This is a genomic window from Nocardia transvalensis NBRC 15921 (assembly GCF_000308875.1).
In the GTDB taxonomy this organism is placed as follows: Bacteria; Actinomycetota; Actinomycetes; order Mycobacteriales; family Mycobacteriaceae; genus Nocardia; species Nocardia transvalensis.
Map to the genome: position 1 here is coordinate 107,573 of NZ_BAGL01000033.1, position 22,036 is coordinate 129,608.

The window sequence follows — 22,036 nt, forward strand, 5'->3', positions numbered from 1 at the left end:
GTGACTACGTGAGCAGGAAACTGATCACCGGCAGCACGAGGGCGGTGAACGCGGCGAAGACCGTCGCGGCCACTCGTCGTTTCGGCAGTCGCGGGAAACGGGTGGCGATACCGCCGTAGGCGCCGAGCGCGATCAGCGCCGTGCCCCACACGACCAGACCGCGGCTGCCGATCTTGCCGAGGGCCTGGTCGAAGCCGACCGCGAGCGCGAAGACGGTGGCCCCGGCCGCTGCGCCGATCAGCAACAGCGCCTCGCCCGCAGCGGAATTCATCAGCATGCGCCGGCCGCGGAGCGTCCCGACCGTCTGCGGGTCGCTGTGGTGGGCGCCGTCGGCGCGGCAGATCTCGTCGTAGACCTTGGCCGGATTGACCCGCTCGTTGATCGCGGGACGCACCTGTAGCAGCGCCTCCAGCGCCTGGGTGGTGGCGTACGAGGTGACCGGGCCCTCGGTCGAGATGCGGAATCCGCCGCGGTAGATGGCCAGGGCGTCCACCTCCTGCATCTCCAGCAATTCCACGATCGCCGCGCGCACCGCCGGATCGAAGATCGTGCTGCTGTCGGCGGACACCACCGCGCCGATCGCCAGGTGCAGCGTGAGATGGCGCCAGGTGTCGACGAGGTCGTCGCGGCGGAAGATCTCGGTATCGATCTCGTACTCGTTGCGGCGCAGGCCGGTCAGCAGCCGCTTGACCGCCAGCGTGCAGGCGCGCTCGGCCTGCTTGTCGCCGATCGCCGCGATCTCCGGGCGGGCCAGGACCGTCGCGATGTGCGCGGCGGCGTACATGGGCAGCGAGCGCGGCTCCTGGAACACCGCCGCGACCAGGTACGCGATACCGCGCGAGATCGCCTGGTGCCGTTCGCCGTCGGCCGCCTCGCCGCCGATCAGGGCCACGACCGCCGAGGAGGTCGCCGTGACCGACACCGGGCCGAGGAAGCCCGACATCCGCCACCCGCCGGTCTCCGAATCCTGTTGATCCAGCAGGGAACGCACGGCGCCCGACAGTCCGGGATCGGACTCCTCGACGCCCAGGCAGCGCAGCGCGCGCACCCGCCACGCCACGTCTATCGGGGTGCGGAAATACCATTCGTCGCCGCTCGGGCGCTCGACCACGGTCGCCCGGACCAGGGCGGCAACCTTTGTGGCACGCGGGATCTCACACCCGGCACGGTGCAGGACACAGACCACCTCGGCGGTGTTCTGCGGGTTGGGCGGCACATCGGGTATCCAGCCCCAGCCGGCGCCCCCGCTGAGGTGCGGGATCTGGCTGCTGCGCAACCACTCCACCGCCATCCGGATGCGCTCGTCAATGTTCGACACGGCCCTTCCGCCTTTGGAACACGGCCCCGCAAACTCGCGATGGGGCGCTGGTAACTGCCACGCTACCCGGAAGGTCCGACACGCGGAGCGGACTGGCGAACGCCCTAATGAGTTGGTGGCGAACATATTTCGTTTACGTATCACGAACGGATCGGTCGGCTGGATTCAGGAATTCCCGTCGATCCGGTAGGGGGCGAAAGGGATCCGCCGCCGGAACGGACAGTATCCGGCGGATTTCCGGGCAGGCCGCGTATCACGCTGCTACGCAAAGCGTTCGGCGCGTGACGGGAATCGGACCGCTCCGCGTTCGAATTGCAATCTCGGCCGTGCGTCCGGCGGCCGTTCCTGTCGGAGGGCTGTGCCACGATGGCGGGGTGTCCGGCCGCCGGCTCCGATGCGAGGAGAGTTCCCGATGGATATCCCCACAGCTCACACCCTGCCGGTCCCCGGCGCCACGCTCTACTACGAGATCCGCGGCAGCGGCCCGCTCGTGCTGCTCGTTCCGGGCGGTAACGGGGACGCGGGCTTGTTCGACGGCGTCGCCGAACTGCTCGCCGACCGGTACACGGTGGTGTCCTACGACCGGCGCGGTTTCTCCCGCAGCCCCTGCGACGGCGAGCCGCAGCGCCGTGTCGACCTGGACGCCGAGGACGCCGCGCTGCTGCTGGCACACCTCGCCACCGACCCCGCCCACGTCCTCGGCAGCAGTTCGGGCGCGATCGTCGCCCTCGAACTGCTGGCCCGGTATCCCGGCCGGATCCGCACGCTGGTGGCCCACGAGCCGCCGCTGACGAGCCTGCTCCCCGACGGCGCGCGGTGGCTGGCGTTCTTCGACGAGGTGTACGAGACCGACCGCCGGGAGGGCGCCCCGGCGGCGATGGCCAAATTCACCGCGGGAGTGGGCATGCGTGCCCAGCCGTCACCCCCTGCGGACCTGCCGCCGGAGCTGGCCGCCCGCATGGCGCGAATCCAGCAGAACATGCGGTTGTGGATGGCACAGGAACTACGCGGATTCCCCGGCCACGAGATCGATCCCGAGGCGCTGCGCCCCGCGGCCGACCGGCTCGTACTCGGCGTCGGCGCCGATTCCCGCGACACCATGCCCGCCCGCCCGAACGCGGAACTCGCGCGGCGGCTGGGCCTGCACGTGGTCGAATTCCCCGGCGACCACGTCGGATACCTCACCAGCCCAGCCGAATTCGCCGAGCGGCTGGCCAAGGTCCTGCACTGAGAGGTCCGGAAACAGCGGCGGCGGCACCCGAATCGGGTACCGCCGCGTGTCCGGCCGATCGGCCGGTGAAGCGTGGGACGTTCTCAGCCGGCCGGGCTGATCACGAGGATCTGCGCCCAGTAGGCGGCCTGCTCGGGGCCGAGCAGTGGCAACAGGTAGTCGTAGACGATGGACGACATACGGTGCGGAACTCCCTTGTTTCTCGACGATGGGGACAAAGAGCGCGCATGGTCGGGTAAGGATGTCCCCCGACGCGCTCGCGCAACAGTAACAGCGCGCGGGAGTCATCGCACTACCAGCGGAAATCGGCCGCGAACCGGCAGTCGGTGGGGTATCTGTCTGTTCTGTCCGGAAGCTCCCGGTATCTCCGAATTCATAGCGTCCGGCTCTTGATCAACGGCTCGTGACCGATGTCACCGCGTGACGACAAGGGCGGTCCGGCTGCCGCCGAGTTGCCGAACCGCCGCTACGGCCGCCGGAAGTCGACCGTCCGGTACCTGAGGGTGTGGTGGGCTTCGTCCGCAGGTACTCGAGGCCTGGATGCACGTGCAACGGCCGACGCGCCGGGCGGGACTCGCGGAAACCGGCCATGTACCGGCGAGAACGGACACAGGCTCGCACGTCCGGCGTTGTTATCGGCTCTTAACTGGCCGTATGGGTGATCGACGTCATACAGTGTTGCGCGTTGGAAAGTTTCGTTGCTGGGGGTGGCAACGGGGCTGTGGGTGTCTACGAACGTAGGAAAGCAGGTTCTGTCTCTATGCGAGTAGTTCGCAAGCTGGTTGCCGGTGCGTTGATCGCCGGGGCTGCTTCGGTTTTGGGTGTGCTGGGGGCCGGGTCCGCGAATGCGGTCGCGGTGACTCCGCTACCGGGCGGGGTGAAGGTCGACCTCACGCCGGCCGATACCCAGTGGGTGCACCAGTCGCACATCGGTCAGGCCATCTCGGGTCTGCCGCATCCGTCCGCGTCGTCGTTCGGGCAGTCGCTCGACTCGGCGGCCGGGCTGTCGTCGCAGTATCCGGACGGTCGGGTCGTGTTCACCGTGTACGGGCCGTTCGACCAGTTGAACGGCACCATGCTGGCGCTGCAGTAGTTTCAGCGCGACAGGCGTGGAGCTTCATCCCAGGATCGTGTCGGCGCCGGTGGACTTCGGCGCCGTACGAACCGAATTCGGGCTGGCCTCGGACTATCCGTCCGAGGCCGTCTCGGAGGCTCGCGAGGCGGTCGACGCCTTCGCGGGCGCCCGGGTCGATCGCACCGACATCCCGTTGGTGACGATCGATCCGCCCGGCGCGCTGGATCTGGACCAGGCGCTGTTCCTCGAACGCACCCCCACCGGATTCCTGCTCCGGTACGCGATCGCCGACGTGGGTGCGGTCGTCGCCCCCGACGGGCCCCTCGCCCGGGAGTCCCTGTCCCGGGGCCAGACCTTCTACCTCCCCGACACCACCGTGCCGCTGCATCCGGAGGTGCTGTCGGAAGGGTCCGCCAGCCTGCTGCCGGGACAGGACCGCCCGGCCGCCCTGTGGACCATCGAATGCGACGAACAGGCCGAGCCGCAACGGTTTTCGGTCCAGCGCGCGCTGGTCCGCTCGCGCGCCCGGCTCGACTACGCCGGAGTACAGGCCGACGCCGACGCGGGCCGCCTGCACCCCTCGATCGCCGCGCTGCCGGAATTCGGGCGGCTGCGCATCGAGGCCGGCCTGGCACGCGGCGCGATCGGCCTGCGGCTGCCCGCCCAGACCGTCGTGCGCGACGACCACAATCACGCCCCCGACCACTGGCACCTGATCATCGAGCCCCGCACCGCCGCCGACGACTGGAACGAACAGGTGTCCCTGCTGACCGGAATGTGCGCCGCCCGCATCCTGCTGGGCGAGTCGGGCAGTGAGCCCTCCGGCCAACGGCTCGGGCTGCTGCGCACCATGCCGGCGCCGCCGCAGTCGGCGATCGAATCCATTCGCCGGACCGCCGCGGCCCTCGGGGTCGACTGGCCCGCGGGGGCTCCGGTGGGGCGCATGCTGGCCGGGCTCGACACCAATTCGCCCGCTGCCCTCGTGCTCATGTCCGAGGCGACCGGGCTGCTGCGCGGCGCGTCCTACACGGTGGTCAACGGTGTGGTGCCGGATGCGGTGCAGCACAGCGGGATCGGGGCGCCCTACGCGCACGTGACAGCGCCGCTGCGCCGCCTCGCCGACCGCTTCGCGACCGAGATCTGCCTCGCCCGCTGCGCGGGGACCGCCGTGCCGGACTGGGTGCGGGACGGCCTGGCGGCCGCCGCCGACGCCATGCGCCGCAGCGACGGCCTCGCCGGCAAGCTCGAACGCGCCTGCCTCGACCTCACCGAATCCACCGTGCTGGCCGATCGCGTGGGTGCGTCGTTCGACGCGGTCGTGGTCCGGGAGGGCAACGGCCACCGGCCCGCCGAGGTCTTCGTCGCCGACCCGCCGGTGCTCGCCAAGTGCGTGGGTGCGCCGCCGGAGGGCGAGCGGGTGCGGGTCCGGCTCATCGAGGCCGACCCGGCCAAGCGCACGGTCGTCTTCGAATTCACCGCGCCCGACTAGGCCGCCCGGACCGAACCCGGACGGACCTCAGCGGCGGCCGTACTTGTGGCGGACGAAGGAGGCGGCCGCGGGGTACTGGTCGAGGTATTTGCGGGCGGCGTCGGATTCCGACTCGTAGAGGCGGTCGTACCCGGAGGTGTCCGATCCACGGGCGGCCGCGGCGTCGGATCGGGCGGCGATGGTCGCCATGGCCTCCACGGCATCGCGATGGTCGCCGAGGACGGTCTGGAGCTTCTTCGCGCGGGACGACAACTCCTTCGCCGGGCCGCCCAGCACCGGGGCCGCGGCGTCGGCGGAATAGCGCAACCGCTTGGCGGCCTTGCGGATGTCGTGCAGGTGCTCGATCCGTTCGGCCTCCTCGGGTGCGGGCTCGTCGCGGACCAGGCGGCGCACCCGGCGGAAGTCGTCGCGCAGCACGTCGGAGAACCGCGGGGAGGCGTTCTTGCGCGCGAGCTTGCGGCGCAGCGGGGGATCGGTGCGCAGTGCGATCAGCCGGTCGCGCAGCCGGGCGTAGCGCTCGTCGTCCAGCGCCTCGACGATATCCCGGTGTGCGGCGGCGTACTTGGCGCGCTCGCTCTTCGCCAAGGCGCGGCCCGCCCGCTTGGCCTGCGTGGTCTGCTCGTCGGCCAGCGCGGTGAACCGGTCCGCGCGCACCTCGGCATCGCGGGCCACCCCGAGCACCCCGCCGAGCCAGCGCAGCTCGTCGCGCAGGTCGTCGACGGATTCGCGGCGGAAAAGCCCCCGGTACGAACGCAATACGCTGCGCAGCCGCCGGGTGGCCACCCGCATCTGATGCACCGAATCGACAACGTCGGCGCGGACGTCGGGTTCGGCCGACAGCAGGCGATCGATGTCGTCGGCGAGGGCGGCGCGGAGGGCGGGACCGGTTGCTGTGCTCATCAGGTACTCCGGAACTTGTCCGTCGCCTCCACCAGGTGATGGGTGATGCCGGGTTCCCCGGCGGAGTGACCGGCGTCGGCGACGATATGCAGGGTCGAATCCGGCAACGCACGGTGCAGATCCCACGCGCTGACCGCCGGACACACGATGTCGTGGCGGCCCTGGACGATCACGGCCGGAATGTGGGCGATGCGGTCGGCATCGCGCAGCAGCTGGCCGTCGTCGAGGAAGCCGCCGTTGACGAAGTAGTGGTTCTCGATGCGTGCGAACGCGAGCGCGAAACGCGGCTCGGCGGTCTCGGCGACCCGTTCCGGTTGGGGCAGCAGCGAACTCGTCGCCCCCTCCCACGTCGACCAGGCGACCGCGGCGGCGGTGGCGATCTCGGGATCAGGGGAGTGCAGCAGCCGGTGATAGGCGCTCACAAGATCTCCCTGACGTTCGGATTCCGGCACCGGAGCCAGGAATTTGTCCCATTCGTCAGGATAGACGTAACCCGCCGATCCGTTGTAGTACCAGTCGATTTCCTTGCGGCGCAACAGGAATATGCCGCGCAGGACCAGTTCCGTCACACGGTCGGGGTGGGTCTGCGCGTACGCCAGCGCCAGCGTCGACCCCCACGAGCCGCCGAAGACCTGCCAGCGCTCGATGTCCAGATGGGTGCGCAGCTTCTCGATATCGGCGACCAGGTGCCAGGTCGTGTTGGTCTCCAGGTCGGCGCCGTCGGCGATGTGCGGGGTGGACCGGCCGCAGCCGCGCTGGTCGAACAGCACGATGCGATACGCCTGCGGGTCGAAGAACTGCCGATGGAACGGCGAGGTACCGCCGCCGGGGCCGCCGTGCAGGAACACCACCGGCTTGCCCTCGGGGTTGCCGCTCTCCTCCCAGTAGAGGCGCTGGCCGTCGCCCACGTCGAGCAGGCCGTCGCGGTGCGGCGCCACGGGCGGGTACAGCGTGCGCATCAGAACGCGATGCCCGAGGCGAGGTCCGGCAGCTCCAGCGCCTGTATGGCCTGGGTGTGGACGTCCGAGCAGGTCGTGGTGGTGATCCGGTCGACAACGGCCTTGTCGCCGAGCACCCGCCCGTTGATGCCGCCCTCCGTGGCGGCCCACTCGTGGACGGTGATGTTCAGCGCCACCCGGCTGAGCGTCGGCCCCTGGACGCGCCAGTCCGACAACTGCACCTGGATCTTGTCGCACAGCGCCTTGGCGGCCTGGTCGGGGACCTCGAGGGGGCCTTTGGACGCGCTGCCGGTCACGGTGGCCGAACCGCTGGAGTGCGCCGCCGTCGAGGTGGCCGACCCGCTCGTTCCGGAGGGCTGGGCCGATCCGGTCGATCCGCCGCCCCCGCATCCGGCGATCAGGGCGGCGGCGGCCACCACGGCGGCCCCCAGCGCTCCGCGGGTCATCCAACGGCTCTGCGACATCTGTTCCCTCTACTCGTCTCGTGATCGTGGCCTTCGAGTCTGCCACCGATTCGCGGTACGTGTTGTGCCCGAGGTGGGAAGGGGGCGGCGGTCCGAGTTCCCGGCCAAAAGCGTGCCGGGAACTCGGAGTTGGGCGTGCCGGGAACTGAGAGTTGGGCGTGCCGGGAACTGAGAGTTGGAACCTAGAAGCTGTGTTCCTCCCCCGGGAACACCCCGCGCCGGACCTCGTCGGCGTAGGTCGAGGCGGCGGTGCGGAGCTGGTCGCCGAGCTGGGCGAAATGCTTGACGAACTTGGCGGTCTTACCGCTGGTGTAGGCGGCCATGTCCTGCCACACCAGTACCTGCGCGTCGCAGTCCACGCCGGCGCCGATGCCGACGGTGGGAATGGTCAGCTTGCGGGTGACCTGGCCGGCCAGCTCGGCGGGGACCATCTCCATGACCACGGAGAACGCGCCCGCCTCCTGGACCGCGATGGCGTCGGCGATGAGCTGCTCGGCGCCGTCGCCGCGGCCCTGGACCCGGAACCCGCCGAGGGTGTTGACGCTCTGCGGGGTGAACCCGATATGCGCCATCACCGGGATCCCGGCGGCGGTCAGGCGGGCGATGTGCTCGGAAACCCGTTCGCCGCCTTCGAGTTTCACCGCCTGCGCGCCACCCTCCTTCATGAACCGGGTGGCCGAGGCCAGCGCGAGTTCGGGGCTCGCCTCGTAGCTGCCGAACGGCAGGTCCGCGACGACCAGCGCGTGCGGCGCGCCGCGCACCACTCCGCGCACCAGCGGGATCAGCTCGTCGATCGTGATCGGCACGGTGGTGTCGTAGCCGTACACCACATTGGCCGCCGAATCGCCGACCAGCAGCACCGGGATACCGGCCTCGTCGAACAGGGTGGCCGTGGAGTAGTCGTAGGCCGTGAGCATCGCCCACTTCTCACCCGCGGCCTTGAGCTGCTGCAGGTGCTGTACTCGCGTCTTCCTGCGGGAAGTTGTCGGTACCGCGCCGTAGGCAGCGTTCTCCTGGGATGCGGACATCATCGTCCCTTTCGTCGTCTCTCCTCGAGGCCCGTACGGGTCCCCGGGTTGTCATGACTCGTCCAACACGGACCCATTCAGTCTGCCACCGGCGGCATGCCCCGATTAAGGCGTGCCGACCATGCAATTCGTCACAGCGTCCGGTCTGGTTGGATCGTCCGCATGCCCCTGTCGCGAACCGGCCGTCTCGCCACCCTCGTGGCCCTGACGTGTGTGGCCGCCGCCTGCTCCACATCGCCGAAAGACCAGCCCGCCACACCGTCGGCGGCCCCGCCGGTGCCGGCGAATCTGGAGAAGTTCTACTCCCAGACCCCGCAGTGGAGCGGCTGCGGGGATTTCGGCGACGGGACCGACCGGTTCCCGAAGGAGGCCGAGTGCGCCCGCATCACCGTGCCGGTCGACTACGACAAGCCCGACGGGCCCACCGCGCAGATCGCGATCTCCCGGATCAAGGCCACCGGCGAGCGTGTCGGCCCCCTGCTGTTCAACCCGGGCGGCCCGGGCCAGCCCGGCCTGTGGATGGCGCAGCAGGGCCAGGAGACGCCGCTCGCGCAGCGCTTCGACCGGATCGGATTCGATCCGCGCGGCGTCGGCGCGTCCACCCCGCTGATCGCCTGCATGACCGCCAAGGAGTGGGACGACGAGCGCGCGGAGCCGCCGAAGGACAACAGTCCCGCCGGCATCGCGGCGTCGGAGGACGAGAACAAGCAGTTCGTCTCCCGCTGCACCGAGCGCACCGGTAACGAATTCCTCGCCCACGTCGGCACCCGCGAGGTGGTCCAGGACATGGACGTGATCCGCGCGGCGCTCGGCGAGCCGAAGATGAACTACGTCGGCTACTCCTACGGCACCCGGCTGGGCTCGGCCTACGCCGAGAAGTTCCCGGACCGCGTGCGCGCGCTGGTCCTCGACGGCGCGCTGGACCCCGACGCCGACCCGGTGCAGGAGTCGGTGCAGCAGGCGGCCGGTTTCCAGCAGGCCTTCGACGCCTACGCCGCGGACTGCGCCCAGCAGCCGGACTGCCCGCTGGGCACGGATCCGAGCCAGGCGGTGACGAAGTTCCAGGCCCTGGCCGGACCGCTGTGGGACCACCCGGCCGCCACCGACGACGGCCGCGGCCTCACCTACGGCGACGCGATCACCGGCGTGCAGAACACCCTCTACGCCGAGGACAACTGGAATGTGCTCAGCGCCGGACTGTCCCAGCTGGCCACCGGCAAGGGCGACATCCTGCTGCGCCTGGCCGACCTCTACGACGGCCGTCGCAAGGACGGCACCTACGACAACTCCCAGGACGCGTTCATGGCGATCCACTGCGTCGACGATCCGGCGGTGAAGGACCGCGCGGTCGCCGACAAGCAGGACGCCGAGTACCGCAAGGTTGCCCCGTTCCTCGACGACGGCCACGCCACCGGGCAGGCCCCGCTCGAGCTGTGCGCGTTCTGGCCGGTGCCGAACTCCTCCACGCCGCACAACATCACGGTCACGGGCCTGCCCAAGACCGTGGTCGTGTCCACCACCCAGGACCCCGCGACCCCCTACGAGGCCGGGGTGAATCTGGCCAAGGAGCTGAACGCCGCCCTGATCACCAACAAGGGCACCCGACACACCGCGTTCCTGTCCGGCGGCGTGCCGTGCGTGGACGACGCGGTCATCCGGTATCTCATCGATTTGACCGAGCCCCCGGCCGGTCTCACATGTGGATAACCGGTGAGTCTCACTGGGAGATAATTTGCCCCGCATTGGCCATGTAACACGGATTTAACGCCGGATGCTTACGCTCGCGCGTATGGATCGCCAGAAGGAATTCGTGCTGCGGACGCTCGAGGAGCGGGACATACGCTTCGTGCGCCTCTGGTTCACCGACGTGCTCGGGTATCTGAAGTCGGTGGCGATCGCGCCCGCCGAACTGGAGGGCGCCTTCGAGGAGGGCATCGGTTTCGACGGTTCGGCCATCGAGGGCTTCGCCCGCGTGTCGGAGGCCGATATGGTCGCCAAGCCGGACCCGTCGACGTTCCAGGTGCTGCCGTGGGCGTCGAGCAAGGGGCACCAGCACTCGGCGCGCATGTTCTGCGATATCGCGATGCCGGACGGGTCGCCCTCGTGGGCCGACCCCCGGCACGTGCTGCGGCGGCAGCTGAACAAGGCCGGTGACCTCGGCTTCAGCTGCTACGTGCACCCCGAGATCGAGTTCTTCCTGATCAAGGCGGAACTCGACAAGGGCACCCCGGTGCCGGTGGACAACGGCGGCTTCTTCGACCAGGCCGTGCACAACGAGGCCCCGAACTTCCGCCGCCACGCGATCGACGCGCTGGAGTCGATGGGCATCTCGGTGGAGTTCAGCCATCACGAGGGCGCACCCGGCCAGCAGGAGATCGACCTGCGCTACGCCGACGCGCTGTCGATGGCCGACAACGTGATGACCTTCCGCTACCTCATCAAGGAGGTGGCCATCGACGAGGGCGTGCGCGCGACGTTCATGCCGAAACCCTTTGCCGCGCATCCGGGTTCGGCCATGCACACGCATATGAGCCTGTTCGAGGGCGAGCAGAACGCCTTCGCCGACCCGGACGATCCGAACAACCTGTCGGAGACGGCGCGGGCGTTCATCGCCGGCGTCCTGGAGCACGCCCACGAGATCAGCGCCGTCACCAACCAGTGGGTGAACTCCTACAAGCGCCTGATCCACGGCGGCGAGGCGCCGACGGCCGCGTCCTGGGGCCGGTCGAATCGCTCCGCGCTGGTGCGGGTTCCGATGTACACCCCGAACAAGCAGTCCTCGCGCCGCGTCGAGATCCGCAGCCCCGATTCGGCGTGCAACCCGTACCTGTCCTTCGCGGTGCTGCTGGCGGCCGGCCTGCGCGGCGTCGAGAAGGGCTACACCCTGCCGCCGGAGGCCGAGGACGACGTCTGGTCGCTGACCACCGCCGAGCGGCGCGCCATGGGCTTCAAGGAGCTGCCCGGCAGCCTCGACGAGGCGCTCAGGGCGATGGAGCGTTCGGAGCTGGTCGCCGAGACCCTCGGCGAGCACGTCTTCGACTTCTTCCTGCGCAACAAGCGCCGGGAGTGGGCGGGCTACCGGGCTCAGATCACCCAGTACGAACTCCAGGAGTATCTGGAGCTGTAACCCCGGGTCCGACCCTGTAATTTGAGACGCATGGTACGGCCACCGACAGCCCGTCCCGTTGTGCCCGGCGCCGGTCGGCTCGGACTGCTCGAGCCGACGGCGGCCGATTCGCTACGAGAATTGGCGTGGGACAACGCCGACAGCGTTCCCCTGCTGTGGGCGCTGTCGAGGTCCCCCGACGCCGATCTGGCGCTGCTCACGCTGACCCGGCTGCGGGAGCAGCTCGGCGACGGGTGGGCCGAGCTGGACGCGGCGCTGCGCACCGAGATCTCCCTGCGCGGCAGGCTGTTCGCGCTGATCGGGTCGTCCAGCGCCTTCGCCGACCATCTCGTCGCCGATCCGGACGGCTGGCGTCTACTACGCCGCAGGGACCTACCCGATCGCGCCGAGCTGATTGCCGACCTGGTGGGCGTCGTCGGCGCCGTGCCCGAGACCGGGCCGCACGCCGGGCCCCTGGTGTATCGCGCCGCGAATGCCGCGCCCGAGGCGATCGCGTTGCTGCGCAAGCGATATCGCGATCAACTGATGCTGCTGGCCGCCCACGACCTCGCGGCCACCGTGGAGGACGAGCCGGTCCTGCCCTACCAGCAGGTCGGCCGGCACCTCACCGATCTCGCCGACGCCGCGCTCACCGCCGCGCTGGCGGTCGCCGTGGCGCGGGTGTGCCCGGATCAGCCCCTGCCGGTCCGGCTGGCCGTGCTCGCGATGGGCAAATGCGGTGCGCGCGAACTGAATTACGTCTCCGACGTGGACGTGGTGTTCGTCGCCGAACCCGCCGACACCACCGCCACCCGGCTGGCCGCGGAGCTGATGACCGTCGCCGGCAACGCCTTCTTCGAGGTGGACGCCGCGCTGCGGCCCGAGGGCAAGGCGGGCGCGCTGGTCCGCACGCTCGACTCGCACGTGGCGTACTACAAGCGCTGGGCGAAGACCTGGGAGTTCCAGGCGCTGCTCAAGAACCGGCCCGCCACCGGCGATCTGGAGCTGGGGGAGGAGTACCGCGCCGCGCTCATGCCGATGGTGTGGAGCGCCTCGGAGCGCACCGACTTCGTCGCCGAGGTGCAGACGATGCGCCGTCGCGTCGAGGACCTGGTGCCCGCGGAGATGCGCGAGCGCGAGCTGAAGCTGGGCCGCGGCAGCCTGCGGGACGTCGAATTCGCCGTGCAGCTGCTGCAATTGGTGCACGGCAAGGCCGACGACTCGCTGCACGTCCAGGGCACCGTCGAGGCGCTGACCGCGCTGGCCGCGGGCGGGTACGTGGGCCGCGACGACGCCGCCAATCTCACCGCGTCCTACGAATTCCTGCGGCTGCTCGAACACCGGTTGCAACTGCAGCGGCTCAAGCGCACCCACACGCTGCCCGCCACCGACGACGACGAGGGCATGCGCTGGCTCGCCCGCGCGGCCCACATGCGCCCCGACGGCCGCCAGGACGCGGTGGGCGTGCTGCGCAGCGAGATCAAGCGCAATACGCTGCGGGTGCGCCGCCTGCACGCCAAGCTGTTCTACCGGCCGCTGCTGGAGTCGGTTGCGCGCCTGGACGCCGACGCGCTGCGGCTGAGCCCGCAGGCGGCGGTGCGCCAGCTCGCCGCGCTCGGATACGCCGCGCCCGAGAACGCGCTCGGCCACCTCAAGGCGCTCACCAAGGAGGTGGGCCGCAAGGGCCGCATCCAGGCGCTGCTGCTGCCGACGCTGCTGGAATGGCTGGGCGACACCCCGAATCCGGATCAGGGCCTGCTGGCCTATCGCCGGGTGTCCGAGGCGCTGGAGTCCCAGACCTGGTTCCTGCGCGATCTGCGCGACGAGGGCGCGATCGCCGAACGGCTGATGATCGTGCTGGGCTCTTCGGCCTACGTGCCGGATCTGCTGATCAACGCGCCGGAGACCATCCGGATGTTCGCCGACGGCCCGAACGGCCCGCTGCTGCTGTCGCCCAAGCTGTACGACGTGCGCAACGGCATCCTCGCCGGCGCCGCCCGCTATGACGACCCCAAGCGCGCGATCGCGACGGCCCGTTCGCTGCGCCGCCACGAACTCGCGCGCGTCGCCTCCGCCGACGTCCTCGGCCTGCTCGAGGTGTCGCAGGTGTGCAACGCGCTGTCCTCGGTGTGGGTGGCGGTGCTCGAGGCGGCGCTGCTGGCGGTGATCCGGGAGAGCGAGGCCGAGCGCGGCGAGCCCGCGCCCGCCGATTTCGCGGTCATCGGGATGGGCCGGCTCGGCGGGAAGGAACTGGGCTACGGCTCCGACGCCGACGTGCTGTTCGTCTGCGATCCGCGGCCGGGCGCCGACGAGACCGTGGCCGTGAAATGGGCGATCGGCGTCGCCGAGCGGGTGCAGCGGCTGCTGGGCGCGCCCAGTACCGATCCGCCACTACAGGTCGACGCGGGCCTGCGCCCGGAGGGCCGCAACGGGGCGCTGGTGCGCACGCTGGCGGCCTATCAGGCGTACTACCTGCAGTGGGCCCAGCCGTGGGAGGTACAGGCGCTGCTGCGCGCACATCAGGTCGCCGGCGATCAGGAGCTGGGCCTGCGATTCCTGCACATGATCGACAAGGTGCGCTATCCCTCGGGCGGCGTCTCGGCCGACGCCGTGCGCGAGATCCGCCGCATCAAGGCCCGCGTCGACTCCGAGCGGCTGCCGCGCGGCGCCAACCCCGCGACCCACACCAAGCTGGGCCGCGGCGGCCTCGCCGATATCGAATGGACCGTGCAGCTCATGCAGCTGCGGCACGCCCACGAGGTGCCCGAACTGCACAACACCTCCACGCTGCAATCGCTGGACGTCATCGAACGCGCGGAGCTGCTCGACCCCGAGGACGTCGACCTGCTGCGCGAGGCCTGGCTGACCGCCACCCGCGCCCGCAACGCCCTGGTCCTGGTCCGCGGCAAGCCGACCGACCAGCTCCCCGGCCCCGGCCCGCTGCTGTCCGCGGTGGCCCGCGTGGCCGGCTGGCCCACCGATGACGGCAGCGAATTCCTCGACCACTACATGCGCATCACCCGCCGCGCGAAAACGGTGGTCGAGCGCGTCTTCGGTGTTTGATGGCCGCGGCTCCGCCACGGCGGGGTTTGCGGCGCCCGTGTGGCTCGGTTTTCCGGGGCCGCTGCTTGCTCCTTCGTCGCTTGCGCAGCGGCCCCGGAAAACCGAGCCGCGCCGCAAACCGTGGGTGTCGCTTCCTGAGGTCACGGTTGGATGACGGTGTGGGACAACGCATAAACCCATTGCGGGAACAACTTCGGGGGAGTAACGGTTGAAACGCGTGCGCGGTGCGTCGCCGGATTCATCCTATGATTTAGGTGGATACCGATCTGAAGGGGAGTGCTGTCCCGGTCGGAGTGGTGTCGCCGTGTGCGCTGGGCCGGTGGGGCGCTACCGACCGTAACGTTTGTTCTGCATAGTGTGATGGAGAACATGATCATCGGGAGGACGGACTTGACGTGGCGGAAATGAACTCGGCCGTCACCGGCTACCGAAGAACCTATCGGGACGCCGCGCTGTCGCCTACCCGCGCGGTGCGGGTGCCGCTGATCGTGACGCTCGTCCTGGTCGGCGTGGTGCTGGTGTACGCGGCCGACCGCGCGTCCCGCGAGGGGGTCAACCACAGCTGGTTCGTCGCCGTCTCCCTGTCCGGACTGTTCGTCGCGCGCGGACTGCATCTGCGGCGGCCGATCACGCTGCCGCATTTCACCGTGGCCGTCGTCGTGCTCGGCGTCTCCAACATCGCCTACCACGAGGGGCACGCCGGCGTCGGGTTCGTCTGCCTGGCCTCGACCGGGCTCATCGTGATGCTGCCGCAGAGTTCGCGCCCGCAGCCCGAACAGCAGTACCGCATCGCCGCGCTGGTGGATCGCACCGTCGGCGACCCGATCGCGCCGTTCGCCCTGCACTCGTCGAAGTCCTACTTCTTCAACGCCAATTCGACCGCGGCCGTCGGCTACCGGGCCCGGTTCGGCATCGCCGTGGTGGCCGGCGACCCGGTCGGCAACCGCGCCGAATTCCCCGGTCTGGTCGCGGAGTTCTCGGAGTTCGCGATGAACCACGGCTGGCGCGTCGCGGTGCTGGGCGCGAGTCCCGAGCTGACGGAGCTGTGGCGCGAGCGGGCCGTGGATCACCCCGGGCTGCGCGCGATTCCGATCGGTCGCGACGTGGTCATCGATGTCGGCTCCTTCGACATGGTGGGCCGGAAGTTCCGCAATCTGCGCCAGGCGGTCAGCCGCACCAAGAACTTCGGGGTCACCACCGAGATCGTCAAGGAGATCGAACTGACCGCGCCGATGCGCGCGACCCTGTTCGAGATCGTGGACGAGTGGGGCAAGGGTCATCAGACGCGCGGATTCTCGATGATCCTGGACCATCTGCTCGACGGTCGTCATCCGGGCATGCTGCTGGTGATCACGCGCGATGCCGACGGCCGGGTGGTCGGCTTCCAGCGCTACGGCGAATCCAACGGCGGCGCCGAGCTGAGCCTCGATGTGCCGTGGCGGCGCAAGGACGCCCCCAACGGCCTGGACGAGCGCATGATCGTGGACCTGGTCGACTACGGCAAAGCCAAGGGCGTGCAGCGCATCTCGCTGGCGTTCGCGGCGTTCCCGGAACTGTTCGCCGAGAAGGAGCGCTCCCGCTCCCGCCAGGCGATCTACGTCGCCGCCCGCACCCTCGACCCGCTGATCCGCCTGGAGTCGCTGTACCGGTTCCTGCGCAAGTTCAACTCTTTCGGCGACCAGCGCTTCGTGCTGATCCGCTGGCGCGAGATCGTCTTCACCGCCGCGGCCCTGCTGACCCTGGAGTTCGTCCCGCACCGCAAACAGGACTGACCGGTTCGGCCGATTCTCCTCGCCGGTGGTGATGTCCGGCCGGTGCGGTCGTGGGAGAGTAAGTTTCGCCGCCGAGCAGCGATGGTCTGATTCCGGCGCGGCGAGATGAGCAGGAGAGACCGGTGAGCCAGCCTTCGGAATCCGATGCTGACTCCTTGCGCGCGCTGGTGTCGAATCTGGAACAGCTGATCGCCCAGGCCGTTCGGACGGTCGACGAATTGAAGGAGGCGCTGGCCTCCGCCGAAGCGCATGTGCGCGAGGACCGTCCGGAGACCGCGGCGGAACCGGCGACCGTTCCCGTTTCGTCCCTCGGTCCGCGGTCTCGGCGACCGCGCCCGACGCCGTGGTCCCACCTCCCCGCCCGTCGGGACGTGACGCCGGCCCTCGCTGTGGTTCCGCCGCCCGCCGCGCCCAGCCCGGCGGTGGTTCCGCCGCCGTCCGCCCCGCGCCCTGCCGTGGTTCCGCCGCCTGCCGTGCCGTCTCCTGCTGGGGTTTCACCGTCGCCCGCCCCGCCGTCTCCTGCCGTAGTTCCGCCGTCGCCCGCCCCGCCGTCTCCTGCCATGGTTCCGCCGTCGCCTGCCTCGCCGTCTCCCGCCGTGGATCCGCCGTCGCCCATCGCGCCGCGCTCGGCTGTGGTTCCGCCGTCGTCTCCTGCTGCGCCGGATCCTCCTGTGGATCCGCCGCTACCGGTCGTTGCGCCGCGTCCTATCGTGCTTCCGACGTTGTCGGCGGCGGTGCTCAGCTCTGCTTCGGTCCCGCCGTCCTCTCCGGTCGCGCCGAGTCCTGCCGCGGGGCCGCCGCTGTCCGCCGTCACGCCCAGCCCTGTTGTGGATCCGCCGCTGTCCTCGGTCGCGCCGAGTCCTGTTGTGGATCCGCCGCTGTCTGCGGTCGTGTCGCGCCCTGTCGTGCTTCCGACGTTGTCGGCGGCCGTGCTCAGTTCTGCTGTGGGTCCGCCTCTTGGCGCGCCGCCTCACATCATGGCTCCACCGCCGCCCTCGGCCGTCCCAACCCCGCCCCCTGCCGGCCCGCCCCTCCGGATCGGGGAGGCGACTGCCACGCGCAGCCTGGAGATCATCGGACTCGATCGGGACGATATCGACGTCCGCGCGGCGCGCGTACTCGCCTCCACTCTCGACGATCTGCTCGCGAAGTACCCGATTCCGTTGCACGGCATCGAGATCGAAGAACGGCGGGACGACGGGCTCCCCATCCTGCACGTGACCGGCTCCGGACAGCGAAGGCGAGACGACACCGCGCTGTGGGTCGTGATCGATCACGCCGCCCTGACCGGTCCCTCCGGACGACGGTGGTTCCGAAGGGGTTTCGACCGCGCGATATGCACGGCCGTCGCCCAGGGCTACGCCCGCGCCCTCGACCGCGCCGGTGGCTTCCGGGCACACGAACGAGCATGGCAGACCGTGCTCAACCACTCCCTGCGAAAAGGCAACGACACCTACAGTCCGCTGGATCCCGCCCAGGCCCTCGCGGACGGCTTCACGGAAGTCGTGCTGCGCGGCAAACGCGCCGGAAAGACGGCCCGCCTCCTACACGACGCGCTGACCACCGCGGCATCGAACGCGGCCGAATCACCCGGTCTCCCACAGGGTTCGGAGTCCCCGGGCCGCCGGATATCCCGTTGACGCGGCAGGACCCGAGAGCGTCACCACTCGCAGGAGTACCGTCCCGGCCATGGGACTGACGGTGCAGCGTTTCGACCACATCGTGATCAACTGCCGCGACGTGGCCGCCACTGCGGCCTGGTACGGACGAGTACTCGGCATGCACGTGGAAACCTTCGGCCCCGCCCGCCGCACAGCTTGCGCTTCGGTGATCAGAAAATCAACCTCCGCCCGGTAGGCGACGCCACGTCAACCCCCGAAGAAGTTCGCGCCCACCTCATCTCGTGCGACGTGGAAATCACCGAGGGCCCGGTCACCAAACACGGTGCGCTCGGAGATATGACCTCCCACTACTGCCGTGATCTGGACGGCAATCTCATCGAGCTCGCCGTCTATCCCACGGTGTAGCGGCGTTCGCTCATGGCCGCTGCCGGCTCTGGTCGTCGGTGGTCGCGGTTCGGGTGAGCATATGCGCGCGCCGCATCCGCCCGTCCGGTGTGAACTGTCCGAAGAAGCACACCTCGATGGCAAGGTCCTTGCCGCGCTGGTGAACGTGGAGGGTGTACCGGGCCGCGATCCGGTCGTCGTCGGCGATGGCCTCGTGCACGTCCAGGCGACCGCTGGGCCGGTTCTTTCGCACCGGACGCGTATGCGCGATCAGCTTGTCTCGATCGATCCGATGACCATCGGCGACCTGCACGATGTCCGGAGTGTGGAACCGGTCCACCACGACCGCCGCATCCTCGTCGTCGGCCAGCAGATGCTCGTTGAAGGAGGTGAAGAAGTCGGCGATGAACTGGGCAGGGTCGCTGCCGGTGAAGGCGGGCATGGGTCTCCTGACGGCGAAGCCATAGTATCTCTTACATGTTGTAAGATATAAGGCGATAGAAAGATTGACAAGGTGTAAAAGATAGCGAGGATCGATGGCCCGTAAGCAGCGCGCCGACGCCCACCGCAGTCGAGCGGCCATTCTCGACGCGGCCGCCCGCATCCTGAACGAACACCCCGATGCCAGCGTGGAGACCATCGCCGCGGACGCGGGCGTGACCCGCCAGACCGTGTACGCCCACTTCCCTTCTCGCGAGCGGCTACTCGTGGCGGTCCTCGACAGGCTCAACGAATTGACCGCCGCCGCAATGGATGCCGCGAACCCGGACGAGGGCCCAGCCGTCGAAGCATTACTACGCGTAATCGACGCGGCGACAAAGGAATCCACGCGCTACCCCACCCTCCTCCAACGAATCGACGCACTACCGGTCACCGCGCAGGAAGACCGTGCCAGGCACACCCCGATCGCCGACCGAATCGAACGGGTGATCCGCCGCGGCCAGGACACAGGCGAATTCGACACCACCCTCCCCACCCCCTGGCTGGTCACCACCACCATCCACCTAGCCCACGCCGCAAGCGCCGAACACACCACCGGCCACATGACCCCCACAGCCGCCACCCACGCCTTCACCACCACCCTGACCCGCATCCTCACCCCACCCACCGCCACCCGCACGGAGACCTCGGATCAAGCGGAAGCCCCGAGGGCATGAGTGAGCGTTGATCGCTGTCCCGCAAACGATTTGGCGATCGACAAGGGTATCTCGACTCGGTCGAACGACTCGTATGTACCCTGGGTGTCATGGGCCCCGCTTCCCTGGAAACCCTTCAAGAAACTCTCTACATGGCCTGGTCAGCGGATACCAGCGCCGCGCAGGATTGGACAGAGCAAAATCGGGCGAAGGGACAGTGCGCTGTGACGGCTTGTGTTGTCCAGGACTACTTTGCCGGGGATATCGTCCATACGACGGCGACGCTGCCGGACGGGAAGACCATCTCGCATTACCTGAACGTCATCGATGATGAAACAGTCGATCTCACCAGGCAGCAGTTTCCGCAAGGCACTCGCTTCACGGAGCCGGCCCCGAAGGTCAAGGGCTTCAAGTCAACTCGCGACTATTGCTTGTCCGACAGCTGTACGGTGAAGCGCTACGAGATATTGAGAAGGCGGGTCGCTGGACGCCTGGAGCCACTGTAGGGGGCTGATGCCTACGAGTCGGCAAAGCTCTTTGTCGGCAGCTCAACGTGTCGTCCACAGTCCGAAGAACTCTCGGACTTCTGTCACGGATGTGTGCGTACGCAGTTCACCCGCGATATTGGTCAACGCCGTTTGCAGCCTGGCCGAGGCGACTTTGCCAACGTTTTCGAAGTGCTGAACGAGTAGCGCGCAGCCATCGGCAATCGCCCCGGCACGAATATGATTCTGCGCCAGACGAATCTGCCATGCTGTCCGCTCACGCGGGTACATCGGCGTGCCTTCGACGGCGGTTCGCAGATGCGTAGTCGCTTTGTCGTGGTCACCAAGTCGCATGAACGCAAGGCCGGTAAGGCCGCTGAGCTGTGCTTCAGGAAGATAGGCCAGGCACGATGGGTCTCGGCCCTTCGTCGATTCGAAGGCCCGATGTGCTCGGTTGATCGCCGCCACCGTTGCGGACTGATCACCGATCACGCTGTACGCTTCGGCCTCCCGGATCGCGGCCAAAGCTCGCAATTTCGGGCCGCCCTCACGCCGAGCTGCAAGTTGTGCGGCTTCCGCCAACTGAACGCCTTCCTTGGGCCGCGAGCCTTCTCGATACGACAGCAGACAGGCATTGACCCAAGCATGAGCGGCCGCAATTCCGTTGCCTGTCACGGTCGCTGCCTGGGCGGCATCGGCGTAGTACCGACGAGCCTCATTCCAACGGCCGGCGTCATAGTGAATCCAGCCCGCAGCGGTCATCATTTCGGCACCGGCGTTCGTCAGCGCCCTACCAACCTTGTCGCTGTAACTGCCATCGTCCAGAAGATGCTCGATATACCGGACGTTGTTGGTGGCGATTTCGCACAGGCTGTCCCCGCCGGTCATTAATTGCAGTTCGTGAAATTTATCGACGCTCGTCGTAATTCGCTCTACGTCAGCCCCGCCGACCTTTGTTGCGGCTGGCACCGATTCGTTGGCGATCGTGCTCTTGCCGGTTGCCGCAGCAGCGCCGACGCCGAGAACTCCGATCTTGAAAAATTGGCGACGCTCCACGTCCGCCTCCTCATTCGTATCCACTACCAGTATGGCCAGCGGCACCTGTAATGCCTTGGCCACACGGCGGAGCACCCGGATGTCATGTACGGCCGGGCCGTCGTGTTCCAGCTGCGAGACACCGGGTTGAGTGAAGTGGATGAGCGCACCGAGCTCGCCCTGAGTCATTCCGAGGGATTTGCGAATCCTTCGTATGGTCCCGCCAGTGGTCATGAGCAATGCCGTTACCCCCGCTGCGTCGTCGAGCGCGTCCATGGGTGGTGCCAGATGAGTTGCTGTCTGCCAGCAAAGTCCCTCTCCGTCCGCACTTTATACCGATTTCCGTATAGAGGTGACGAGTCTGAATATTTGCTGTGTGAGGCATGCGGTTTCAGAGCCTATCTTCGCGTCCGGCGGTCGGTCAGAACTGCCACTATGGCTGCCCTGGTGAAGGAGAGCGCTGATGAGAGATCGGCCTACTGCATTCGGATGGATAGACCCCGCGATCACGATTGCGCCGGAGTGGGATGCGGCTCAGTTGCGGCGCTTGGCTCGCCGACTCGGCTATGTGTTGGTGTGGCCGCCGGAGATGTCGCTCATCCCGCTGGTCGATCAGGTTCGGGCGGCTGATGTGGATGTGGTGATCGCGCCGTCACCTGCTCACCTCGACGTGATCATGTTGCACGCGATCATGTCGATTGCCGAGGTCGAAACACATTTCCCGAGAATGTCTTTCGCCCGGTGGGCGGCGCTGACTCCAGGACGGTTCGGATGAACTTCGGGCTGATGCTGGCTGCGGGGGTTCCGCTGGTGGTGTTCGCATGGGCGGTGTGGTGGCCTGTGTCGGGATCGACGCGCGAGGGCCGGGAACAGCGCTCGATGCAGATGGAAGAAGACGCGGACCGAGGCGGTTGCTCTGGGGGATGATCTCGTGAGTTTCCCAGCCCCGCTGGGTGGCTTACTACGACG

General features: G+C 68.6%; 18 protein-coding genes and 1 pseudogene. 12 read left to right on the forward strand and 7 right to left on the reverse strand.

Annotated features, from left to right (window positions below):
- Positions 1–4: 4 nt before the first annotated feature.
- Positions 5–1,318: a prenyltransferase/squalene oxidase repeat-containing protein gene (locus tag ON41_RS11110; protein WP_157185427.1), complete on the reverse strand. Its 1,314-nt coding sequence runs from the start codon at positions 1,316–1,318 to the stop codon at positions 5–7.
- Between the two features lie 412 nt (positions 1,319–1,730).
- On the opposite strand from ON41_RS11110, the gene ON41_RS11115 reads away from it, so the two are divergent.
- From ON41_RS11115 to ON41_RS11125, 3 genes are all read left to right on the forward strand, one after another.
- The gene (locus ON41_RS11115) at positions 1,731–2,549 is read left to right on the forward strand and encodes an alpha/beta fold hydrolase (protein ID WP_040747460.1); all 819 of its coding nucleotides are present in this window, start codon (positions 1,731–1,733) and stop codon (positions 2,547–2,549) included.
- Positions 2,550–3,405: 856 nt separating this feature from the next.
- Positions 3,406–3,642 carry a hypothetical protein gene (locus tag ON41_RS11120; protein ID WP_246461699.1) on the forward strand — a complete coding sequence of 79 codons (237 nt, stop codon included), beginning with the start codon at positions 3,406–3,408 and terminating at the stop codon, positions 3,640–3,642.
- A gap of 16 nt (positions 3,643–3,658) precedes the next feature.
- Complete coding sequence (locus ON41_RS11125; protein WP_040747462.1) at positions 3,659–5,113, forward strand: RNB domain-containing ribonuclease; 1,455 nt, start codon at positions 3,659–3,661, stop codon at positions 5,111–5,113.
- 27 nt (positions 5,114–5,140) lie between these two features.
- On the opposite strand, the gene ON41_RS11130 is transcribed toward ON41_RS11125, so the two are convergent.
- From ON41_RS11130 to panB, 4 genes are all read right to left on the reverse strand, one after another.
- On the reverse strand, positions 5,141–6,013 hold the full coding sequence (locus ON41_RS11130; RefSeq protein ID WP_040747463.1) for a CHAD domain-containing protein: 873 nt from the start codon (positions 6,011–6,013) through the stop codon (positions 5,141–5,143).
- The gene (pip, locus tag ON41_RS11135; RefSeq protein ID WP_040747464.1) at positions 6,013–6,972 is read right to left on the reverse strand and encodes a prolyl aminopeptidase; all 960 of its coding nucleotides are present in this window, start codon (positions 6,970–6,972) and stop codon (positions 6,013–6,015) included. Before pip ends, ON41_RS11130 begins: the two co-directional genes overlap by 1 nt.
- Positions 6,972–7,436: a hypothetical protein gene (locus ON41_RS42985; RefSeq protein ID WP_040747465.1), complete on the reverse strand. Its 465-nt coding sequence runs from the start codon at positions 7,434–7,436 to the stop codon at positions 6,972–6,974. The genes pip and ON41_RS42985 overlap by 1 nt, the downstream gene beginning before the upstream one ends.
- Before the next feature lie 182 nt (positions 7,437–7,618).
- Positions 7,619–8,467 carry a 3-methyl-2-oxobutanoate hydroxymethyltransferase gene (gene panB / locus ON41_RS11145; RefSeq protein ID WP_040747466.1) on the reverse strand — a complete coding sequence of 283 codons (849 nt, stop codon included), beginning with the start codon at positions 8,465–8,467 and terminating at the stop codon, positions 7,619–7,621.
- 159 nt (positions 8,468–8,626) lie between these two features.
- On the opposite strand from panB, the gene ON41_RS11150 reads away from it, so the two are divergent.
- The 6 genes and pseudogenes from ON41_RS11150 (at position 8,627) to ON41_RS11175 (ending at position 18,432) form a co-directional block, all read left to right on the forward strand.
- Entirely contained in the window at positions 8,627–10,171 is a 1,545-nt protein-coding gene (locus ON41_RS11150; protein WP_083905271.1) for an alpha/beta hydrolase, read from the forward strand.
- Between the two features lie 82 nt (positions 10,172–10,253).
- Positions 10,254–11,591 carry a type I glutamate--ammonia ligase gene (gene glnA / locus ON41_RS11155; RefSeq protein ID WP_040747467.1) on the forward strand — a complete coding sequence of 446 codons (1,338 nt, stop codon included), beginning with the start codon at positions 10,254–10,256 and terminating at the stop codon, positions 11,589–11,591.
- 30 nt (positions 11,592–11,621) lie between these two features.
- Positions 11,622–14,633 (forward strand): bifunctional [glutamine synthetase] adenylyltransferase/[glutamine synthetase]-adenylyl-L-tyrosine phosphorylase, encoded by a 3,012-nt coding sequence (locus tag ON41_RS11160; RefSeq protein WP_040747468.1) that lies wholly within the window; start codon positions 11,622–11,624, stop codon positions 14,631–14,633.
- Between the two features lie 404 nt (positions 14,634–15,037).
- Positions 15,038–16,405: a bifunctional lysylphosphatidylglycerol flippase/synthetase MprF gene (locus tag ON41_RS11165; protein ID WP_051161232.1), complete on the forward strand. Its 1,368-nt coding sequence runs from the start codon at positions 15,038–15,040 to the stop codon at positions 16,403–16,405.
- 977 nt (positions 16,406–17,382) lie between these two features.
- Complete coding sequence (locus ON41_RS11170; RefSeq protein WP_040747470.1) at positions 17,383–18,045, forward strand: hypothetical protein; 663 nt, start codon at positions 17,383–17,385, stop codon at positions 18,043–18,045.
- A 49-nt stretch (positions 18,046–18,094) separates the two neighbouring features.
- A pseudogene (locus ON41_RS11175) lies at positions 18,095–18,432 on the forward strand (VOC family protein).
- Between the two features lie 10 nt (positions 18,433–18,442).
- Here the strand turns inward: ON41_RS11175 and ON41_RS11180 are convergent.
- Positions 18,443–18,853 carry a nuclear transport factor 2 family protein gene (locus ON41_RS11180; RefSeq protein ID WP_040747471.1) on the reverse strand — a complete coding sequence of 137 codons (411 nt, stop codon included), beginning with the start codon at positions 18,851–18,853 and terminating at the stop codon, positions 18,443–18,445.
- 94 nt (positions 18,854–18,947) lie between these two features.
- Here ON41_RS11180 and ON41_RS11185 point away from each other — a divergent pair, with 94 nt between their 5' ends.
- Together ON41_RS11185 and ON41_RS38905 are read left to right on the forward strand one after the other, a co-directional pair.
- Positions 18,948–19,568, forward strand: a complete 621-nt coding sequence (locus ON41_RS11185; protein WP_040747472.1) for a TetR/AcrR family transcriptional regulator — start codon at positions 18,948–18,950, stop codon at positions 19,566–19,568.
- An 89-nt stretch (positions 19,569–19,657) separates the two neighbouring features.
- Positions 19,658–20,053: a YunG family protein gene (locus ON41_RS38905; RefSeq protein ID WP_051161233.1), complete on the forward strand. Its 396-nt coding sequence runs from the start codon at positions 19,658–19,660 to the stop codon at positions 20,051–20,053.
- A 42-nt stretch (positions 20,054–20,095) separates the two neighbouring features.
- Here the strand turns inward: ON41_RS38905 and ON41_RS11195 are convergent, their stop codons facing one another.
- Entirely contained in the window at positions 20,096–21,343 is a 1,248-nt protein-coding gene (locus ON41_RS11195; RefSeq protein ID WP_083905272.1) for a helix-turn-helix domain-containing protein, read from the reverse strand.
- 187 nt (positions 21,344–21,530) lie between these two features.
- Between ON41_RS11195 and ON41_RS11200 the strand changes: the two genes are divergently transcribed.
- Entirely contained in the window at positions 21,531–21,842 is a 312-nt protein-coding gene (locus ON41_RS11200) for a hypothetical protein (protein ID WP_040747474.1), read from the forward strand.
- The last annotated feature ends 194 nt before the right edge of the window (positions 21,843–22,036 follow it).